This window comes from Chryseobacterium bernardetii, from assembly GCF_003815975.1.
Classification (GTDB): Bacteria; Bacteroidota; Bacteroidia; order Flavobacteriales; family Weeksellaceae; genus Chryseobacterium; species Chryseobacterium bernardetii.
The window spans coordinates 2114551-2134159 of sequence record NZ_CP033932.1; the positions used below are offsets into that span (position 1 = coordinate 2114551).

Annotated in this window: 15 protein-coding genes; 4 read left to right on the plus strand and 11 right to left on the minus strand. The window is 35.0% G+C overall.

Annotation, left to right across the window (positions count from 1 at the left end; genetic code table 11):
• Window positions 1-61 precede the first annotated feature (61 nt).
• The 4 genes from recO to EG339_RS09750 are packed head-to-tail and all read right to left on the minus strand — an operon-like array spanning window position 62 to window position 4716.
• Window positions 62-748 carry a DNA repair protein RecO gene (gene recO, locus EG339_RS09735; RefSeq protein WP_123870013.1) on the minus strand — a complete coding sequence of 229 codons (687 nt, stop codon included), beginning with the start codon at window positions 746-748 and terminating at the stop codon, window positions 62-64.
• The gene (porZ, locus tag EG339_RS09740; protein WP_185147673.1) at window positions 748-3006 is read right to left on the minus strand and encodes a type IX secretion system anionic LPS delivery protein PorZ; all 2259 of its coding nucleotides are present in this window, start codon (window positions 3004-3006) and stop codon (window positions 748-750) included. The genes recO and porZ overlap by 1 nt, the downstream gene beginning before the upstream one ends.
• 1 nt (window position 3007) lies before the next feature.
• Window positions 3008-3958 (minus strand): bifunctional metallophosphatase/5'-nucleotidase, encoded by a 951-nt coding sequence (locus tag EG339_RS09745; RefSeq protein ID WP_123870014.1) that lies wholly within the window; start codon window positions 3956-3958, stop codon window positions 3008-3010.
• Window positions 3958-4716, minus strand: coding sequence for a 5'-nucleotidase C-terminal domain-containing protein (locus EG339_RS09750; protein WP_123870015.1), 759 nt, complete (start codon window positions 4714-4716; stop codon window positions 3958-3960). Before EG339_RS09750 ends, EG339_RS09745 begins: the two co-directional genes overlap by 1 nt.
• A gap of 195 nt (window positions 4717-4911) precedes the next feature.
• Here EG339_RS09750 and dapA point away from each other — a divergent pair, with 195 nt between their 5' ends.
• From dapA to EG339_RS09770, 4 genes are all read left to right on the plus strand, one after another.
• A complete protein-coding gene (gene dapA / locus EG339_RS09755; RefSeq protein WP_123870016.1) occupies window positions 4912-5784 on the plus strand; it encodes a 4-hydroxy-tetrahydrodipicolinate synthase in 873 nt (290 codons plus the stop codon).
• A gap of 77 nt (window positions 5785-5861) precedes the next feature.
• Complete coding sequence (locus EG339_RS09760) at window positions 5862-6365, plus strand: GNAT family N-acetyltransferase (protein WP_123870017.1); 504 nt, start codon at window positions 5862-5864, stop codon at window positions 6363-6365.
• Window positions 6366-6658: 293 nt separating this feature from the next.
• Entirely contained in the window at window positions 6659-7240 is a 582-nt protein-coding gene (locus tag EG339_RS09765; RefSeq protein ID WP_123870018.1) for a helix-turn-helix domain-containing protein, read from the plus strand.
• Window positions 7233-7679 (plus strand): response regulator, encoded by a 447-nt coding sequence (locus tag EG339_RS09770; RefSeq protein WP_123870019.1) that lies wholly within the window; start codon window positions 7233-7235, stop codon window positions 7677-7679. The genes EG339_RS09765 and EG339_RS09770 overlap by 8 nt, the downstream gene beginning before the upstream one ends.
• A gap of 591 nt (window positions 7680-8270) precedes the next feature.
• Here EG339_RS09770 and recG read toward each other — a convergent pair.
• From recG to EG339_RS09805, 7 genes are all read right to left on the minus strand, one after another.
• A complete protein-coding gene (recG, locus tag EG339_RS09775; RefSeq protein ID WP_123870020.1) occupies window positions 8271-10358 on the minus strand; it encodes an ATP-dependent DNA helicase RecG in 2088 nt (695 codons plus the stop codon).
• Window positions 10359-10494: 136 nt separating this feature from the next.
• Window positions 10495-11028, minus strand: a complete 534-nt coding sequence (locus EG339_RS09780; RefSeq protein ID WP_123870021.1) for a thioredoxin family protein — start codon at window positions 11026-11028, stop codon at window positions 10495-10497.
• 41 nt (window positions 11029-11069) lie between these two features.
• The gene (locus EG339_RS09785; RefSeq protein ID WP_123870022.1) at window positions 11070-12581 is read right to left on the minus strand and encodes a peptide MFS transporter; all 1512 of its coding nucleotides are present in this window, start codon (window positions 12579-12581) and stop codon (window positions 11070-11072) included.
• Between the two features lie 21 nt (window positions 12582-12602).
• Entirely contained in the window at window positions 12603-13592 is a 990-nt protein-coding gene (locus tag EG339_RS09790) for a PDDEXK nuclease domain-containing protein (protein WP_123870023.1), read from the minus strand.
• A gap of 63 nt (window positions 13593-13655) precedes the next feature.
• Window positions 13656-15410, minus strand: coding sequence for a peptide MFS transporter (locus tag EG339_RS09795; RefSeq protein WP_123870024.1), 1755 nt, complete (start codon window positions 15408-15410; stop codon window positions 13656-13658).
• A gap of 131 nt (window positions 15411-15541) precedes the next feature.
• Window positions 15542-17197, minus strand: a complete 1656-nt coding sequence (locus EG339_RS09800) for a peptide MFS transporter (protein WP_123870025.1) — start codon at window positions 17195-17197, stop codon at window positions 15542-15544.
• A 209-nt stretch (window positions 17198-17406) separates the two neighbouring features.
• The gene (locus tag EG339_RS09805; protein ID WP_123870026.1) at window positions 17407-19536 is read right to left on the minus strand and encodes a S9 family peptidase; all 2130 of its coding nucleotides are present in this window, start codon (window positions 19534-19536) and stop codon (window positions 17407-17409) included.
• Between the last annotated feature and the right edge of the window lie 73 nt (window positions 19537-19609).

The following is a 19609-nucleotide window of genomic DNA, read 5'->3' on the forward strand; positions in this document are numbered from 1 at the left end:
ACGGAAATGCCGGAAGATACGGAAAGAGTAAAGCCTGAAGAAAATAAATAGAATACTGTATTTATTCAAATATCTGTTGTATCACTTCCAACGATGCAGGAGTTTTAAAATCTGTAATATGATAATGATAATATATCAACAGACTGTCCAGAAAATCTTTTCTTAAAGAAGAATGTATTTTTATACTGTAAAGGTTTTCGGCATTGAGAATATTTTTCCAGATCATGGAGATTTCTTCACTGAACAGCTGATGGGCGGGAACAGTGGAAAATGTTCCTGTTTCCGGATCTAAAAAGCTACCTTCACCTATTAAAGGAGCAACGCCCTGTACTTTTAGTATAGCAAACAGAAACAACAAGTGACATTGGTAGTTTTGTTGTTCCAGTTCAGCTATAAACCTTTCAATACTTAGGAAAATCTTTGGATTTTTATTTTCCAGTTTCAGGACCTGATTCAGGAAATCTGAAATAAAGAATATGACAGTACCAGCCTTGATATCAGTATAAGCGTCACTGCTTTTTACCAGCTCAAATTTTGAGATAGTGGGGATTCCGTTGCCTCTTACAGGGCTAATGGAGAAATTAAGTTTATTCAGGGGTTGCAGGAAGGCTTTCTTTTTATTTTTTCTGGAATAAATTCCTTTCAGAAAATAAGACTGAAAACCATCCTCTTCGGTAAAACAGTGCAATACAGCATCATTTTCCCCATATTTGATAAATGAAAGTAAAAAACCGTTTTGTGTATTCATTAATTGACTACGCCTATTTTGGCCGTCGCTTTATCAGAACCGTCTTCATTGGTCATCAGTACAAAGTAAATTCCCGATGCCACTCTGGCTCCTCGCTGGTTGTTAAGATCCCATTCATAAATTCCTCCTCTTGCTACTGCAGAGTGTACAACATTTCCTGCAGCATCAACAATTCTTATATTGGTTTTTTCTGCTAATCCTTTAATTGTTACTTTTCCTTTGAAATTGGAATAAACTACAGGATTAGGGTAGACCATTACTTCTCCAAAATTGGAGGTTACATCTGTAATATCTCCCTGATAAGTTACAATTCCGTTGTAGGTTACAAAATATACTTTTCCGGTTTTCTTATCTACTTTTATGTCAGTAACCGTATTGGTAGGAAGAGGAGAGTTTTCCATGGTAAAGTGTTTGATGGTTCTTTGACCATCTGCGGAAAGATAGTAAACACCTCCTCCATCTACAGAAACCCATTTATAATTTCCTCCGTCTGTTTCTATCTGAAGAATACTGGAATCTCTGAAGAGTTCTTCACCTATCCCGTTTTGTTCTATAATGATAGGATTAACTTTAGGCTCAGGTGCTTTTATTGTAGCAGCAGCATTAGATAAAACTCTTATCCCTTTGTCTGTACTGATCCACACGTCACCGGATTTATCAGCTGCTACGGATAATGTTCCAGAAGCTGTGGAAGGAAACCCGTTTTTTTCATCCAATATATAATCGGTATCATCAGAAAAATTGAGTGGATCTTTATAATCACATACCCAGAAAGCATTTGATCTTGATAAAGGTATCCAGAGCATATTTTCATAAATGATCGGCTTTTGTACGGATGCACTTTTAAAATTAGATATTTTTAGATTGAAATCATCTTTAGCCTTATCATATATAGCTACTGCTGGGCCTCCGTCATTATAAGAAAATACAGCGAAAATATTGTTTTGTGCATCAGTGGTAAGGCCTACTGCACGTCTTTGTCCAGATGTAGCTTGTACCGGATAGTATTTTACAAAATCAAAGTCTTTATTTGAAGCATTATATTTTAGTTTATAGATTCCCTGAGTACCTGATAATGTATAATTTGTAAAGAGAACTTCACTATTATCAAGAGGACTAAGGATAGCATCTAATACATTGAGAGATCCAGTAAAAGTTTTAAAATAAGAAGGATAAATCCATTCTGTACCGTTAAAATAGTAAAATGTAGGTTTTTTAGGGTTATTTACTGCTCCATTGTATCTTCCGTTTCTTGCTCCGGTAGAAATCAATAACTGATTATTATCGTATAAGTTTATTTTATAAGCAAAATTAAATTCTGGTCCGGAAGGTTTATAAGTATGATTGCTTTCATCCTTTATTCCTGATAATACGGTTCCTCCAAATAATTTCCCACCAGCCATAGTAGCAGTATTACACTGCTCTCCAAAATCCGTTGCATTCGAGCTGGTTCCGTTAAGTCCAAATGTATATACCCTGCTGTCTGTAACTATCACATTGCTTTCTGTTACAACAACATCCTGAATATTTCCAAGATTGATAGGTAACTGAATAGGTGCTCCATTATTATAAATGAATGCTGCAGTCGCAGAAGAAAAAGCTAATTCCGATTCGGAATCAATATGTTTGAAGGCTCCGGGAACCTCAGTAACCCATGTAGAATAAGCTGGGAAAGTGTTATTTATTTCATGGCTTCTTAACCCTGAATTGGTAACAGAATATACCTTATTTCCGAATATCGTTGCTTCATTACTAGCTTCAAATGTTCCTCCATTTAGGAAAAATGCAGAATCAATGAATTCTTTCTTCTTTATATTAAAAATAGATACTCCATAACCTACAGAAATTGTAGCTCTGTCTCCTGTGATAGAGATATGATTGATTTTTTTATTTCCGTTATAGCCGGTAGCAATAGGAATGTCAACAATATATCTAATTTCGTTGGGGGTAACCACATCTATGGCCCCGTTTTCATAACCAATAACTCCTGTTTTGCTTTTAGGATCATAATCGAAAGCGGTTATGCCTATATTATGAAGGCCATTGGCTTTAGACAGCTTCGTAATTTCTCCTGTTGCTATTGTATAGTAGAATATTCCGTTTTCTGTAGCAGCTATTATTTTCCCATTGTCTTCTTTCATAGCTAAGACATTATTATAGGAAAAGAGATCTGCCCATTTTTTTGATGAAATGACCTGAGCTTTTGTAAACTGCAGTGAGGCTAAAATACCAAGAGAAATTAGAGAGAGTTTTTTCATGTTATGCTATTATGCTGCTGTCTATTGCCTGGTTGTTCCAGGAAATATGCTGTACGTTTTTGTTTGAATCAAAATAAAAATCTATTCTACCTAAAAGAAGTCCTGCCCAACCCACCTGGTTAACAAGAACACTTTTGCCCTGTCTGTTGGTGAATGTCTGAGGTTCAGGTAAGAAGGTATGAGTATGGCCACCAAGGATAATATCTATATTTTCTGTTTTGGCAGCTAAAATTTTGTCACTTACCTTATTCGGTTCATCCTTATAATCGTATCCTATGTGTGAAAGGCAAATGACAAGGTCACATTTCTGTTCTTTTTTTAAAAAGTCTGAATAATGTTGTGCTACATCAATAGGATCAGAATACACAGTTTCTGCATATTGCTTCTTGCCTACAAGACCATCCAGCTGAATTCCTACGCCAAAGATCCCAACTTTAATTCCATTCTTGTTGAATATCTTATAAGGAGAGGTTTTTCCATCCAGGATCGTATTTTTAAAATCATAATTGGAACAGATAAAAGGAAATCGGGCATTCGGAAGAACCTTCAAGAATCCTTCAAGCCCATTATCAAAATCATGATTGCCCATGGTAGAAGCATCATACTTCATCATAGACATTAATTTGAATTCCAATTCACCACCAAAAAAATTAAAATAAGGAGTGCCCTGAAAAATATCTCCGGAATCAAGCAGAAGAACATTGCTTTCCTGATTTCTGATTTGCTGAATTAAGCCGGCCCTTCTTGCAAACCCTCCCTGATTGGGATTCTTTGTATAACTTGCATCGAAAGGCTCTATTCTGCTATGCTGGTCGTTAGTATGAAGGATGGTTAGTTTATTTGCGGATTTTAGGTTAAGAATTTTTAATTCTTCCGCCATCATCATATTGGGAGCTAAAGCCATTGCTAAAGATCCGCCACCAATTGCCTTTAAAAAACTTTTTCTATCCATTACTTTTTACCGATAAAATTTAAACGAACATCTGTAGGAGAAATAATTTCAGGATTTCTTTTGAAATAATCAATATATAAGTCTCTAAGTTTAACTCCCGTAGAAATAGCTTCCCCTTTTGAAAAGAATTTCATATTATCACCACCCAATGCCAGATAATCTGAGGTTGCAATATAGTAGTCTTTGTTGGGATCTACTTCTTTTCCGTTCACTAATGATTTATTTAACTGTCCGTTTTTTGTCTCAATATATAAATGAGAAACTGGATTGTTAACCTGGGTTTTGCCATAATATTCAAAAAGTCCCGGTAAATCTGCTCCTTTCATTTTTACAATGATAAGTTCATTTTCAAAAGGCATTACCTCAAAAAGGTTTTTCAGTGTAATGTCACCTTTTCCAATGGTAGTACGGATTCCGCCAATATTGATTAAAGCAGCATCCACATTTTGTTTAAGATGTGCCTTTGTCCATTCATCACCGCCTTCAAGAGTATAATCTGCTAAAAGATTTCCAAGATTGCTGTTATCTCCCTGCTTGGTAAGGTCTGTATTGGTGTGTGAGATTTTTTGATTCATCTCTGCATCCAGTTTCTGCTTATAAGGTTCAATAATTTTTACAAACTCCTCGTCATTCTTTAGCTCATTATTAATAGAAATGTTTTTCTGGGGCTTTACATTTACAAGCTGCGGCGCAGAAGCCGTTTTGCATGCTGTAAGAGATGCCAGAGCAATTCCTAGTAACAAGAATTTATTTTTCATATGTTGTAAATTATTTTTTATAAAGGTTATTATGAAATGCTGATTATTTCAGTGTTTTTGTAAACAATTCCGGTCATAGCGATTTCATAAAATCTTTTAGTATATGCAAATATAACTATATGTATAATAAAACATTATTATTTATTATAAATTCTTATTGTAAATGATTAAATTTGGCAAAAATAATTCGAACAGATGAGCATTTTAAAAGGAGTAGGTGTTGCGTTGGTGACACCCTTTAATGAAGATTTATCCGTTGATTTCGACAGTTTAACAAAACTTGTTGAATATAATATTGAAAACGGAACCAATTATTTGGTAGTATTGGGAACTACAGCTGAGGCTGCAACGCTTTCTGATGAAGAGAAGAAACAGGTAATTGAGCATATCATTAAGGTGAATAATAAACGTCTTCCTTTGGTTTTAGGAATTGGCGGTAACAATACTCTTGAAGTCAAGAAACAGATTGAAGAAGCAGATTTATCTGCATTTGAAGCGGTACTTTCCGTATCTCCATATTACAATAAGCCTAACCAGGAAGGTCTTTACCAACACTATAAAGCTTTAGCTTCAACAGGGAAAAATATTATCATATACAATGTTCCTTCCAGAACAGGACAGAATATAGAAGCAGATACCACTATCCGTCTTGCAAAAGAATTCCCGAACTTATTCCTGATTAAAGAAGCTGCACCTAACATCCTGCAGTATTTTGATATCCTTAGAAAGAAACCGGAAGGATTTTCTTTAGTTTCAGGAGATGATGAATTCACACTTCCTGTTACTTTAGCTGGTGGTGATGGCGTAATTTCTGTAATTGCACAAGGATATCCGAAAGAATTCTCTACAATGGTACAATTGGCTTTTGAAGGTAAAGTGAAAGAAGCTTACGAGATCCACAACAAATTGGTTGATATTACCCGTCTTATTTTTGCAGAAGGTAACCCTTGTGGTATTAAGGTAGTATTAGCTGAAAAAGGAATTATTAAGAATTATCTTAGACTTCCTTTAGTTCAGGCATCAGAAGGGCTTTATACTAAAATTAAAGCTGAAATGGCCAAGATTTAATAGCTGTTATACATTGCGTAATATAATAAAGTGAAAAGTTCAGGCTTTTCACTTTTTTTAATCATAATCCATAAAATATGAAATTAATACAGGCAACCGGGAAAGATATCCCTCTTATTCAGGATCTGGCAAGAAGATCATGGGCAAATGCTTATGCGGAAATACTTTCAGAAGAACAAATGGAGTATATGCTCTCTGAAATGTACTCACAGAAGGAAATTGAAAGCCAACTCCATAATCCTAATTATCATTATTATCTGATAGAAGACGAAAGCACTAATTCTTACGAAGGATTTATCGGGTATGAACACAATTATGAAGATGAAACAACAAAACTTCACCGCATCTATCTGGTTTCGGAAAGCAAAGGAAAAGGATTTGGAAAAGCGGCCCTTCAGTTTTTAAATGAGAAAGCTTTTGAGAACGGAAATAAAAGAATCATTCTTAATGTGAACAAATATAATGCTGCCAGAAAATTCTATGAATCCCAAGGCTACAAGGTGTATGATGAAGGGGTTTTTGATATAGGTAACGGATTTGTGATGGATGATTATTTGATGGAATTTCTAATTCACGGATAATTGACTTAAAATTTTGTAACTTTATCCCGTAATTCTATAACAGGTGAGTTCTTTTTTTAAATCATCTTTGTTACAGAACCAAATCACTTATAACAATACATTCATATGCTTGGTTTTGAGCTGACATAGCTTTTTATCAGTATATTTTTTTCATCCTTAGTGTTTAAATTCCTGTATTTTCGGATACAGGAGTTTTTGCGTATATATGGAAAGTAAAAAAAATATTTTCTATTTCACATTTACTTGAAATAAATTATTATATTTACTAAAAAAATAGGCTTACTTATACCAGGATGAAAATGTACGTTAAATTTGATTTCAATGCTCTTTGTAAAAAAGTATTGGACGAAAAACTGAAGGAGCACGGGCTTAAATACCGGTTGCTGAACTTCGGGGAGGTAGAGTTCTATGAACCCTTTACTCAGGAGCAACATAATCTTTTCAAGAAGAATCTTGGTGATTATGGTATTGAGATCATAGAAAGCCAGAAAACGGCTTTGGTACAGAAAATAAAAGATGCCATTGTGGAACTTGTCTTTTCTGAAGAGATTATTCCCGTAAAAGCTTCCATTTATATTTCTGAAAAACTGAATCATAGCTATGGATATCTTTCCAATCTGTTTTCAGAAGTTGCTTATACTTCCATAGAGAATTTTATCATTCTTCAGAAAATAGAGCACGCAAAAGCTTTAATCATTAGAAATAAACAAAGTCTTACAGAAATTGCCCATAAACTGAATTATTCCAGCGTGGCGCATTTAAGTACTCAATTTAAAAATACGACAGGAATTACACCTTCACAGTTTCAAAAGATCATAGGACAAAGAAGAAAAGCCCAAAGCATGGTAATAAACCCTAAAGTGCAGTATGAATAAAGAATTTCTGAACGTAATTGTAGCAGATAGCGATGAAAACACCTTAATTTTTTTTAAAAATATATTCAAAGAACTGAAAATCTCTATAAAAGTTCAATGTTTCAACAATGGGGAAAATCTGATGGAGTATCTTAACAACTATGATGCTGTAGTACCTGAAATCGTTTTTATTAATTATACTATTCCCGGGAAAGATGCAATCGGTTGTATTGATGAGATTAAGAATAATTCAAAGTTCAGCAATATGGTTACGGCTATTTATACGGAAGAAATCTCTGAGAATGAAATTGAAGAGACCTTTGTAAAAGGAAACAATATCTTTATGAGAAAACCTTCCGATTTCGGAACTTTAAAGAAGGTGCTTACAGAGATTATTACGATAAATTGGCAGTATTATACTTCAGGATTGAATAAAGATAATTTTATTCTAAAGATATGATAAACAGGTTGTTTTTGTTTTCCATTTTATAAGAATGGAATATTATTCAGTGTATAATATTCACATTAAAGTGAAAATTTTATAACTAATACTTAAAATAATATAAAAAAGAAGACCGTTAATATTCGGACATTTGTAAATGTAAAATCAGTGACACAAATTAGATTATATACATGAAGATACAGATGAATGAAAAGTAATTGTTTCTACATTAAAATATATAAATCACGATGTAAACAAAATGAGTTATATTCATTTCCAATTTTAAAGCATAGAAGATCTTTAAACAAAACGGTACAATCATGAAAACTCGAAATAGTTGGAGATATTTTTATTCGTTTCATTCCCTCATCTCCACTAGACACAGTTAGTTTTTATAATAAGCAAGTTGGAAAAATAATTCATTTTGTTTTTTATAATTTATTTTAATAGTGATGACTTATCTTCAAATAATATATAGATATTTTCACACCACATCACAAAATATTAAGTATAAGCTATTAAAATAAATTTTTTAAGCAGATCAAAAGTAATTTCTTCTAAATAACAGTTTTATAAGGGGGCCGCAGGAAAATTTTTCTGCGGTTTTTTTTATGAAATTTTGCTCCACTTATTTTTTCCTTTATAGTATTTAATGTAGTAATTTTTGATAATCATATTATCCTGCCTTGCCAGCATTGGATCTGCTTCAAGGATTTTGTCAACAGTATTTTTAGTGGTCTTGATGATAGCAGAATCATTTACAAGATCCAGTCTTTTGAAATCTACCACACCGCTTTGCTGGGTTCCTAAAATATCGCCGGGGCCGCGAAGCTGCATATCAACTTCGGAAATCTTAAAGCCATCATTAGTCTCAGTCATAGTTTTAATTCGGGTTCTGCTTTCCTTTGACAATTTGTCGGAGGTCATCAGAATACAGTAACTCTGTTCAGCCCCTCTTCCTACACGTCCTCTGAGCTGATGAAGCTGTGAAAGACCAAACCTCTCAGAACTTTCAATAACCATTACCGAAGCATTCGGGACATTTACTCCTACTTCAATAACAGTAGTTGCCACCATAATTTCAGCCTTTCCTGAAGCAAAATAAGCCATGGCAGCATCCTTTTCGTCCGGTTTCATCTTTCCATGGAGCATGGTAACATTATAATCTGAGAAGAAATCCATAACATGTTCCAGACCTTCCATCAGATTTTTATAATCTAATGTTTCAGACTCTTCAATGAGAGGGTAGACAAAATAAACCTGTCTTCCTTTCTTGATCTCATCTTTACAGAAGTTATATACATACAACCTGTCTTTTTCCCTTCTGTGAGCTGTAATGATCGGTTTTCGTCCCACCGGCATTTCATCAATAACAGAAACATCCAGATCAGAATAGAAGCTCATCGCCAAGGTTCTTGGAATAGGAGTTGCCGTCATCACCAGAATATGAGGCGGAATCTTGTTTTTAGCCCAAAGTTTAGCCCGTTGTGCCACACCAAACCGATGCTGTTCATCAATAATAGCCAAACCAAGATTCTTGAATTTAACCTTATCTTCCAGAACGGCATGGGTTCCCACGAGAATAGAAAGGGTACCACTTTCCAGCTCTTCGTGAATAATCTTTCTTTCCTTTGCTTTGGTGGAACCTGTTAACAACCGGACATTAATTCCTGTTTTATCCAATAATTCTTTTATCCCATTATAATGTTGCTGGGCAAGAATTTCAGTAGGCGCCATCATACAGCTTTGAAACCCATTATCCATGGCAATAAGCATCGTTAATAAAGCCACCATAGTTTTTCCGGAGCCTACATCACCCTGTAAAAGTCTGTTCATCTGAACAGGCCTTTTCATATCCATCCGGATTTCCTTTAAAACCCTTTTTTGAGCACCTGTAAGTTCAAACGGAAGATGATTTTCATAGAAATTATTGAAATGGTCACCTATAATTGGAAACGGATTACCATAAGACAGTGTTTTATGATGCAGCTTTTTTAAGCCATATCCTAACTGGAAAAAGAAAGATTCTTCAAACTTCAGTCTGAAATCTGCCTTATCAAAATGTTCCTGGTCCTTAGGGAAATGTACATTCAGGAAAGCATGCTGCCGTGACATAAATTTGAAGGTTTTCATCAGATATTCCGGGAAATTTTCCTCAATAAGATTAGGAATTTCTCTGCAAATATTTCTTAAAGCATTTTGAAAGAATCTCTGGTTAAGGCCTCTTTTGGTCAGTTTTTCAGAACTTGGATAAATAGGTTTTAAGCGGGTTTCACTTTCTTTCTTTTCTTCTGCTTCAATTTCAGGATGTGGCATCGAGAACTGCCGGTTAAAGACATTAATTTTCCCGAAAATATAAACTTCACGGTTAATGGGAAGCTGTTCTTTAAGCCATTTTGAATACTGAAACCAAACCAGATCCATACTCCCCGTATCATCATTGAATTTAGCTGTTAATCTCTTGGTTTTCCCGGTCTGAATTTCCTGAACTTGGGTAATTTTTCCTTTAAACTGGATCTCCTGGCTGGTTTCCTCGTGAAGCTGAGATATTTTATAGATTTTACTTTTATCCAGATAACGGATAGGATAGAAGTTCAGCATGTCTTCTACAGTAGACAGCCCCAACACATTTTTAATGAGTTTGGCTCTTTCCGGACCTATTCCTTTTACATATTCTATGGAAGTTTCTAAAGTCATTTTTTGTCTGAGATTCGGAAATCGAATAGTATGAAAAAACAAAGGTCCGAATTTCGGTAAAATAAAAAAGACTTCCAAAAAAAATTGAAAGTCTTAACTTATAGCGACCATTAAAGTTTAAAAATTTAATGGTTGATTATTCTTTGATTTTAGATTTGAACTTTTTCTGGTAATCTTCCCACTGTTCTCTGGTGCGGATTTTTTTAAACAGATCTTTTGAGATCAGTTCCAGATAAGGTTCCAGTTCTTTGGCAGATAATTCTCCCTGAAGAATTGTAATAGGATCACCGTGTTCATCCAAAAATACAGTGCTCGGAACGGCGCCTACATTCATATATTGAGTAAATTCATGTAAAGAATTTCGTCCTTTTTTGTGTTCTGTATTAGGATTGGAGAATGTTCTCCCAAAAATTTCAAGGCTCTTTTTTTCTTCTGCGTTAAATTTTACAGGATAAAAGTTCTCATTTAGTATCTGCGAAAGTATGGGGTGCCCGTAAGTTTTTTTATCCATAATTTTACAGGGGCCACACCAGTCTGCATAAAAATCAATAAGAATCTTTTTAGGATTTTCTTTCTGTGCTTTTAAAGCCTCTTCAATAGTCATCCATTTTGTCTGTGCAAAACTGAGATTTAATAATAATAAGAGAACTATGCTTACAATTTTTTTCATAATTTGATATTTATATAAAAATAAGCATAATTACTTATTTTTTATTTTACATCCTGCATTAATTTTTTCACAAACGGTGATATCAAAATTAATACCACTCCGGCAATTACCGCATACAATCCCAATTGTTTATATCCATCAGTATAAGTGATAAGTTCATCATAATTGGTAGAGCCTTCTTTTGCGGTAGCCAGACTGGCCCCAATGATTCCTGCAACGTACTGTCCGTATGCTGAAGCAAGGAACCACATTCCCATCATCATTCCCTGAAGATTTTTGGTGGAAAGCTTTGTCATGATAGATAATCCGATAGGAGAGAGGCATAATTCCCCCAGTGTAATAATTAATAATGCCAGTGTAAAGAAGTTCAGTGAAGTAATTCCTTGTAAATCTGCAAATAATCTTGTTGCAAATAAAACATAATATCCAGCTCCTAAGAAAATAAATCCTAATCCGAATTTAATAATTGTGTTCGGTTCAATTTTTCTCTTATTCAGCCAAATCCAAAGAAGACCCACTAATGGGGCAAGGAAAATGATAAAGAAGGCACCTCCTGAATTATTCACCCCATTCGGATCCAATCCGAAAAGATCTTTATTAAGGTTTTTTGCGGCGAAAATACTTAATGAACCTCCACTTTGCTCATAAATTCCCCAGAAAATAATAGAGAAGATGATGAATACTAATGCTGCCCAAAGTTTTTTACGTTCAGCAGCTGTTACTTTAGACATTTCATAGAATAGATAGATCAGCGTTAATGGTCCGATCGTCCACATAAAATAATCTGTATATTCTGTTTTGGCAACCATTGTCATAATGACTGGAATGAATACTAAAGAAAGAACATAAACACCATATTCTTTCCATTTTGGAATGGGAGCACTTTTAGTTTCAGCTAATGGATGCCCCGGCTGTAAACCTATAGTCCCCAATCTTCTTTGAGTAAATACAAAGTTGATTAAGCTTACAACCATTACTACTGAAGCTAACCCGAAGGCAATATGCCATCTCATTTCTTCAGCAATCATATTTCCTAAGAATTCTCCTTTTCCAATAGCAATACATAGATAACCACCTAATAATGCACCAAGGTTGATTCCAGCATAGAACAAAGAAAATCCTGCATCTGCTCTTGAATCATTAGGCTTATAAAGCTGGCCAACCATGGATGAAATATTAGGCTTGAAGAAGCCTGTTCCCACTACGGTAAAAGCAATTCCAAGAAAAAAGAACTTGTGTGGATCAGTGGCTAGAATTAAACTTCCCAGGATCATCAGAAGTCCGCCCCAAAACAGCGATTTTCTGAATCCTAAAATTTTATCGGCAAAAAGTCCGCCTACAAAGGTAAAGGCGTATACGAATGCCTGCGTAGCACCATACTGAAGATTGGCTTCCTTTTCATGGAAGTTAAGCTGTGAGATCATAAAGAAGACCAGCATTCCACGCATTCCGTAGAAACAGAAACGTTCCCACATTTCAGAGAAAAACAGACTCCAGATTTGTCTGGGGTATTTTCCTTTGAAATTTTGTATTTCATCTAAAGTTAAGCTCATAATGATATATGATTGTTTTAATTAAGGGTTTTTATTATCCTGATCCAGTTCAAAGCGGATTCTGTCCTGATCAATAATTTGTTTTAATTCTTCTTCTTTTGGGAGATACAGCAGGTATTTGCTGGCAAATAAATTGTTTTTATCATTAAGTACCGAGTACTTTACAATGGTCTCATCTTTTTCAGAGCATAGCAAAATACCGATGGTGGGATTGTCTCCTTCACCACGTTTCAGATCATCATACATTCTTACATACATATCAATCTGCCCGATATCCTGATGAGAAAGCTCACCGGTTTTTAAATCAATGATGACAAAGCATTTAAGAATATAATTATAAAATACCAGGTCTATGTAAAAGTCTGAAGTATCGGTAGAAATGTGTTGTTGTCTGGCTACAAAAGCGAATCCTTTTCCAAATTCCAGTAAAAATTTCTGGATATGATCAATGATTGCGGTTTCAATTTCTTTTTCGGAAAACTGTTCATCAGCTTTTAGCCCAAGGAATTCAAAAATGTAAGGATCTTTTAAAACACTGTGGATGCTTTCAGGGGAAGTTTTTTTATGTTTTAAAACTCTTTCGTAAGCTAGGGAATTGATTTGTCTTTTTAGATCTCTCGAACTCCAATTATTTTGAATAGTTTCATCTATATAATAATTGATTTTCTGAGTATTATCTATTTTGAATAAGAGCCTGTAATGGGTCCAGCTCAATTGTTGACGCACTGCGTCAATAATTGGAAAGGTCATGTAAAACTTACGCATATTGGAAAGATTGGTGTAATCAAACCCTTTTCCAAACTCCAGAGTAAGTTTCTGCGAAAGGTTCTTTAAAGTATATTTTCCATATTCAGCACGTTCTTTTCCCTGTTGCTCATCCTCAACAATAAGTTTTCCAATCTGCCAGTAAGTAAGCAGGAGTGTAGAATTCGCTATTCGAAAAACCTTTTCGCGCGACTGTCTAATGATCTCCTTTACGGATTGGAATAAAGAATCTTCGGAAATTTCCATCGTACGAAAATAAAAAAAACCTCTGACTTAGCAGAGGTTTTTATTCATATTTTGTTAATGCAATTAGTTTACACCGTGCATCATTTTCTTTAATACTGGTGAAAGTAAACCTAAGATTACAGAAGCAATACCACAAAGTACAACAAATACCATGAAGAATTCAAACAGGTTATGAATCTCAAATCCTACAAAAGTAGGGTTGTGTAATGGTAACTGAGCTTTTTCAAATGCTGCAGCCTGTTCAGCAGTTAAAGTTACTTTTTTATCTAAAACATCCTGTAAGTTTACCCCAATTTCCTGAGCTTTCTTGAACTTATCACCTGTAGCCGGGATAAGAGCTCCTAATGAACCAGCCAAAGCATATCCTGCTGCGTTGGAAATAAAGAATACCCCATATAATAAAGAAGCAAATCTTTTTGGGGCCAGTTTACCAACCAGAGATAATCCGATTGGAGAAAGACAAAGCTCACCACAAGTCTGGATAAAGTATAGAAGCATTAACCATTTGATTGCTAATAAACCTGAGTTTCCTAGATCTTTTACATTGTGTGCAATAATGAAATAAGAAAGTGCAATTACAGCAAGACCAATAGCTTGTTTAAGCGGAGATACGGGCTCTTTTCCGTTAGCTCTTAATTTATCCCACATTAAGCTGAAAGGGAAAGCTAATAGAACAACGAAAATTCCGTTAAAGATCTGAACCATTGAAGGTGGCATATTCCATCCAAAAATATTTCTGTCTGTCTGGTTGTCTGCGATAAATGTTAGCGAAGATCCTGCTTGTTCAAAAGCAGCCCAGAAGAAAATAATGAAGAATGAAACAATATAGATTACCCAGATTCTCTGTCTTTCCACTTTATTTTCAGCAGAAGTCATGATAAGGAATGCAAGAGAAATACCTGCAGCATAGATGAAAGGATAAATAATTCCTTTAATCATTTGCCCCATTTCCATCGAGTTAAAGCCAAGCTCACCTACCAATAGGTATCTGAATGCAAAGAAAAGAATAGCAAAAATTCCTACAGTAATTCCTAAAGATGCTCCTGAGAATTTCGCCGTCTGAGATTCACCTTCTTCAAAATCTGCAGTACTGTTATTTTTTGGTAATCCTCCGATAGGTCTTCCTTCCGGAGTTACAACATATTTATTTTTAAGGATAAAGAATGTTACAGTTCCAATTAACATAGCAATTGAAGCTGCCAGGAATCCCCATTTGAAAGCAAAGATATCTCTTACTCCCGTTGTAGCATCTTTTACGTCTCCTACATAAGGGCAAATAAACTGTCCTAAGAATGCTCCAATGTTGATCCCCATATAGAAAATGGTGAATGCAGAATCCAGTTTAGATTTTTCCTGTTTTGGATAAAGACTTCCTACCATTGAGGAAATGTTCGGTTTGAAGAATCCGTTACCAAAAATGATAACAAATAAAGCCAGCCACATAATAAGCTTAGCACTTCCAAGATCCGCAGAGAATGTTGATGCACTGATGAATAATAAAAACTGGCCAATGGCCATTAATGATCCCCCTACGATAATGGCAAATCTGTTTCCGATGTATTTATCAGCAATAAAACCTCCTAAAAGTGGAGTTAAGTAACATAAAGCTAAAAATCCACCATAGATAATTGCTGCATCAGCTTCTTTTATCAATAAGGAATTTACCATAAAGAGCGTCAAAAGAGCTCTCATTCCGTAAAAGTTGAAACGCTCCCACATTTCCGTTCCGAATAGAACCCATAATCCTTTTGGATGTCTGGAATTCTTATTCTCTACCAATTCATCCGGTTTCGGACTTATTGCTTCAATATTATCCATTCTATTGTTAATTTTTGTTAAGACTGACAAATATAGTTTATTTTGGGTTTTTGGCAAGGTTTTAATTTTATTTTTAAATAAAAAAGCTGCGGACACAGTCCGCAGCTTTCTATTCTTTATAAGATCAAGGATTAATGTCCTTTTTCCTTCATAATTTTATTTAATCTTTTTAACATTGAAAGACCTAAAAGTGTAGCAAATATTAACAAAGCGAAATTCACAAGGAAATAATTCGTTTTGTTTTCATAGTTGTACCATGTACTTGCCAGGATTCCGGAAAGCTTGTTTCCTACAGAGTTGGCAAGGAAGAATCCTCCCATCATTAAAGCTGTAATCCTTGCAGGAGAAAGCTTGGAAACGAATGAAAGTCCCATTGGCGAAAGACATAGCTCTCCAATGGTAATTACTCCATAACTCGCTACCAGCCATAAAGGGGAAACTTTTACAGAACCATTATCTCCAGCGATTACGGCTAAAACCATTACCAAACAGGATAATCCTGAAATAAATAATCCTAAAACGATTTTAGTTGGCGTTAGAGGCTCTTTTCCTCTTCTCCTTAACAATGCCCAGAATCCTACCACAACCGGAGTTAATGCAATTACCCAGAACGGATTGATGGATTGGAATAATTCAGTATTGTATAAATATACTTTATTTTCAGGTTTTTTTTCTAAAGCACTGCGCTGTTCCGGAGAGATGTTTTTAAAGTAAACATCTTTCCCCATTTCTTTTTTAGTGTCTCCGTTATCATCTTTTTGAGAACGGAACTGGTTGTCATAAACAGGAACTTCCTTATCTTCATAGCTCTTCCCGTCAACCATATAGATTCCTTCCAGAGGTTTTTCCAAAGAGGCAGGAACACTTCTGTCTGTATAATAATTAGCCCATCTCGTTAAAGCGGTACCATTCTGTTTGAAAACAGCCCAGAAGAACATACTGATAAGGAATACGGAAAGTAATGCCCCGATGGATGCTTTCTCATCAGGCTTAGCTTTAAAGTAAAGGGAAGCATAGAAATAAATAACAGGAACACAGGCGAAAATAAACGCATCTGTACTGTCACTTCCAAAAATATTATCAGGAATAAACCAACCGATAGCTCCGGCAGCAATAGCAGGAACGAATACTTTAATTAAAATCTCAGAAAGTTTCGTATCTCCTTCCTGTACGGGTTTCATCTGTGCGGCATGAATATAGTGTTTTCTTCCGATGGTAAAAATAATCATACCAATCAGCATTCCCACTCCGGCAGTAATGAAAGCTTCACCCCAACCGAATTTATTACGCATAAATGCCGCAATAATGTTACAGATAAATGCTCCGATATTGATTCCCATGTAGAAAATATTGTATCCGGAATCTTTGTTGGCTTTATAAGGCTCTTCAGAATAAAGATTTCCTAAAAGAGTAGAAATAGTGGGTTTAAAGAAACCGTTTCCGATGATAATTAATGCCAAAGAAGCATAAAATAAAGGTAATTCCTTAAAAACTCCCATTCCAATATATCCTGCAGCCATTAAAATACCGCCAAGATAAATAGATTTGATATATCCTAAAACCCTATCAGCCAAGAATCCCCCAATAAAAGGAGTAAGATAAGTTAATGCGATATAAGTTCCGAAAATGTCATCAGCAGTTTTGTCCGGCAATCCAAGACCTCCTTTCATACCAGCAGGTTCAATAACATACAGAACAAAGATTCCAAGAATCAGGTAGTACCCGAAACGCTCCCACATTTCTGTAAAGAAAAGGTAAGGCAGCCCTTTAGGATGTTTTGTCTTCATATATTCAAATTTCAATTTCCCCAAAAATAAGTTTTTAATTTCAATTGATAAAATAAATAATATACCCCGAAATGATTAATGAAATAAATGTAAAAATTTTGATAGAAGGATTAGTTTTTTAATATTGAACTCAATAAGCTATAAAATATCCGTAAATAAAAATCCCTTCCAGTTATTTGGAAGGGATTATATTTTAGTTTGTCATCAAACTATAAATTCTCTAAAATGAAATCCGTCATTTTCTGGTATAGCTGTGGCCTTGTCTGGCCACCATAGATGCCGTGGTTTTTATCCGGATAAGCCATGAAGTCAAACTGTTTTTTATTCTGGATCAAAGCTTCCGACAGTTCCATAGAATTCTGGAAATGTACATTGTCATCAGCCGTTCCGTGGATTAACAGGAATTTTCCTTTCAATAATTTTGCATATTCTGTAGGAGAATTTTTATCGTATCCATCAGGGTTTTCCTGAGGAGTTCTCATGAATCTTTCCGTGTATACAGAATCATAATATCTCCAGTTGGTTACCGGTGCTACGGCAATACCCATTTTAAAGACATCGGCTCCTTTCGTCATTGCTAAGCTGGTCATATAACCCCCAAAGCTCCACCCGAACATTCCAATTCTGCTCTTATCAATATAAGATTGGTTTCCGAACCATTTTGCAGCTGTAATCTGGTCTTCAGTCTCATATTTACCAAGGTTCATATAAGTAACTTTTTTATATTTTGCACCTTTATATCCTGTTCCACGGCCGTCTACACAGGCAACAATATACCCTTTTTGTACAAGGTGATTGAACCACATAGTGTTTCCATTGTCCCATGAGTTGGCAACCTGCTGAGATCCCGGGCCTGAATACTGGAACATGAATAATGGGTATTTTTTAGTAGGATCAAAGTTTTTAGGCTTCATTACCCATGCATTCATCTGATCGCCTGCAGCATTCGGAATGGTGATGAATTCTTTTTCAACAAAATTATCTGCTTTTAATTTCTGAAGCTGATCATTATTGTTCTGAAGTTCTTTAACTATTTTACCACTTCCGTCTTTTAATACATAGGTGTGAGGTCTTGCAGCTGTAGAAGAGGTTTCTATAAAATAGTTATAGTTTTTGCTGAAGTTGGCAGAATTATTTCCTTCTGCATTAGAGATCAGCTGAGACTTTCCGTTTTCAATATTTACTTTGGAAACCACTTTATTGATGCTTCCTTTTTCTGTAGTCTGGATATAGATTTCTTTAGATTTAGGATTGAAGCCATAATAATCTGTTACTTCCCAATTTCCTTTGGTAACCTGTTTTTTAAGTTTTCCATCCTTATCATACCAATATAAATGACGGTTTCCGTCTCTTTCAGAAGCCCAAAGGAAAGAGTCATCATCAAGGAATTCAATGGTAGGGCTGTCAGTTTCAATCCACTTATCATCAGTTTCCGTAAATAACTTCTGTACTGCTCCTGTTTTAGTATTTACTTTTAAAACATCCGAAGCATTCTGAACTCTCTCTGAAGTGATCAGAACCATTTCATCCGCTTTGGCAGTAGGGAAAACATTCTGAATATAATAATTTTTGAAAGAAGCTAAATTTAATGGAGTTACTTTATTGGTATCAAGACGATATAACTGTGCAGAAACTACAGAGTTTTTCTCTCCTGCCTTAGGATATTTGTAACGCATTTCTGCAGGATAAAGATTTTTTCCATAAATAGGAATATAAATTTCCGGAACCTGGCTTTCGTCAGATTTTACAAATACAAGAGCATCAGAATTCTTTGTCCATTCATACTGTCTTGCGTGTCCGAACTCTTCTTCATAAACCCAGTCTGCCAAACCGTTAAGAATTGCATTTTTCTTACCGTCAGTAGTAACCTGAGTAATTTTTCCGGATGATAAATCCTGGTAATATAAATTATTGTCTGCAATAAAAGCTACTTTTGTGGCATCAGGTGAAAAAGCAGGCTCCTGTACAGGCTTTCCGTCATTTAAACTGATTACTTTTCCTGTTTTTAAATCTTTAACGTCAAACTTTCCAAGGAAAGAATGTCTGTAGATAGGCTGCTTTTCTTTCAGTAAAAGAATTTTAGACTCGTCATCAGAAAATACATAACTTTCAAAACTTCCATCTACAATATTTCCTTCTTTTTGAGAAGTTTTATAAGAATATTTTGCAATTCCTGTAGGCTCAATAACAAGGTAATTTTCACCGTTTTTCATGGAAGTGATTCCCGCAATGCCTTTACCACGGTAGTATCCTGAATATATTTTATCTAATGTGATTTCCTGTGCAGAAACATTGTGAAATGCCGCTGCTATAGTAAGAGTTAAGAGTAGTTTTTTCATTTCTAATTTTAATGATTCCAAATTTAATGATTCTTACTTACATAACCATGAAACAAAACTAAAGGTACGGTTG

What these genes read in the sequence shown, in the direction of transcription:
- recO (WP_123870013.1), bottom strand. Translation starts at nt 748, where the DNA reads ATGAATACACAAAACGGTTTTTTACTTTCATTTATCAAATATGGGGAA.
- porZ (WP_185147673.1), bottom strand. Translation starts at nt 3,006, where the DNA reads ATGAAAAAACTCTCTCTAATTTCTCTTGGTATTTTAGCCTCACTGCAG.
- EG339_RS09745 (WP_123870014.1), bottom strand. Translation starts at nt 3,958, where the DNA reads ATGGATAGAAAAAGTTTTTTAAAGGCAATTGGTGGCGGATCTTTAGCA.
- EG339_RS09750 (WP_123870015.1), bottom strand. Translation starts at nt 4,716, where the DNA reads ATGAAAAATAAATTCTTGTTACTAGGAATTGCTCTGGCATCTCTTACA.
- dapA (WP_123870016.1), top strand. Translation starts at nt 4,912, where the DNA reads ATGAGCATTTTAAAAGGAGTAGGTGTTGCGTTGGTGACACCCTTTAAT.
- EG339_RS09760 (WP_123870017.1), top strand. Translation starts at nt 5,862, where the DNA reads ATGAAATTAATACAGGCAACCGGGAAAGATATCCCTCTTATTCAGGAT.
- EG339_RS09765 (WP_123870018.1), top strand. Translation starts at nt 6,659, where the DNA reads ATGAAAATGTACGTTAAATTTGATTTCAATGCTCTTTGTAAAAAAGTA.
- EG339_RS09770 (WP_123870019.1), top strand. Translation starts at nt 7,233, where the DNA reads ATGAATAAAGAATTTCTGAACGTAATTGTAGCAGATAGCGATGAAAAC.
- recG (WP_123870020.1), bottom strand. Translation starts at nt 10,358, where the DNA reads ATGACTTTAGAAACTTCCATAGAATATGTAAAAGGAATAGGTCCGGAA.
- EG339_RS09780 (WP_123870021.1), bottom strand. Translation starts at nt 11,028, where the DNA reads ATGAAAAAAATTGTAAGCATAGTTCTCTTATTATTATTAAATCTCAGT.
- EG339_RS09785 (WP_123870022.1), bottom strand. Translation starts at nt 12,581, where the DNA reads ATGAGCTTAACTTTAGATGAAATACAAAATTTCAAAGGAAAATACCCC.
- EG339_RS09790 (WP_123870023.1), bottom strand. Translation starts at nt 13,592, where the DNA reads ATGGAAATTTCCGAAGATTCTTTATTCCAATCCGTAAAGGAGATCATT.
- EG339_RS09795 (WP_123870024.1), bottom strand. Translation starts at nt 15,410, where the DNA reads ATGGATAATATTGAAGCAATAAGTCCGAAACCGGATGAATTGGTAGAG.
- EG339_RS09800 (WP_123870025.1), bottom strand. Translation starts at nt 17,197, where the DNA reads ATGAAGACAAAACATCCTAAAGGGCTGCCTTACCTTTTCTTTACAGAA.
- EG339_RS09805 (WP_123870026.1), bottom strand. Translation starts at nt 19,536, where the DNA reads ATGAAAAAACTACTCTTAACTCTTACTATAGCAGCGGCATTTCACAAT.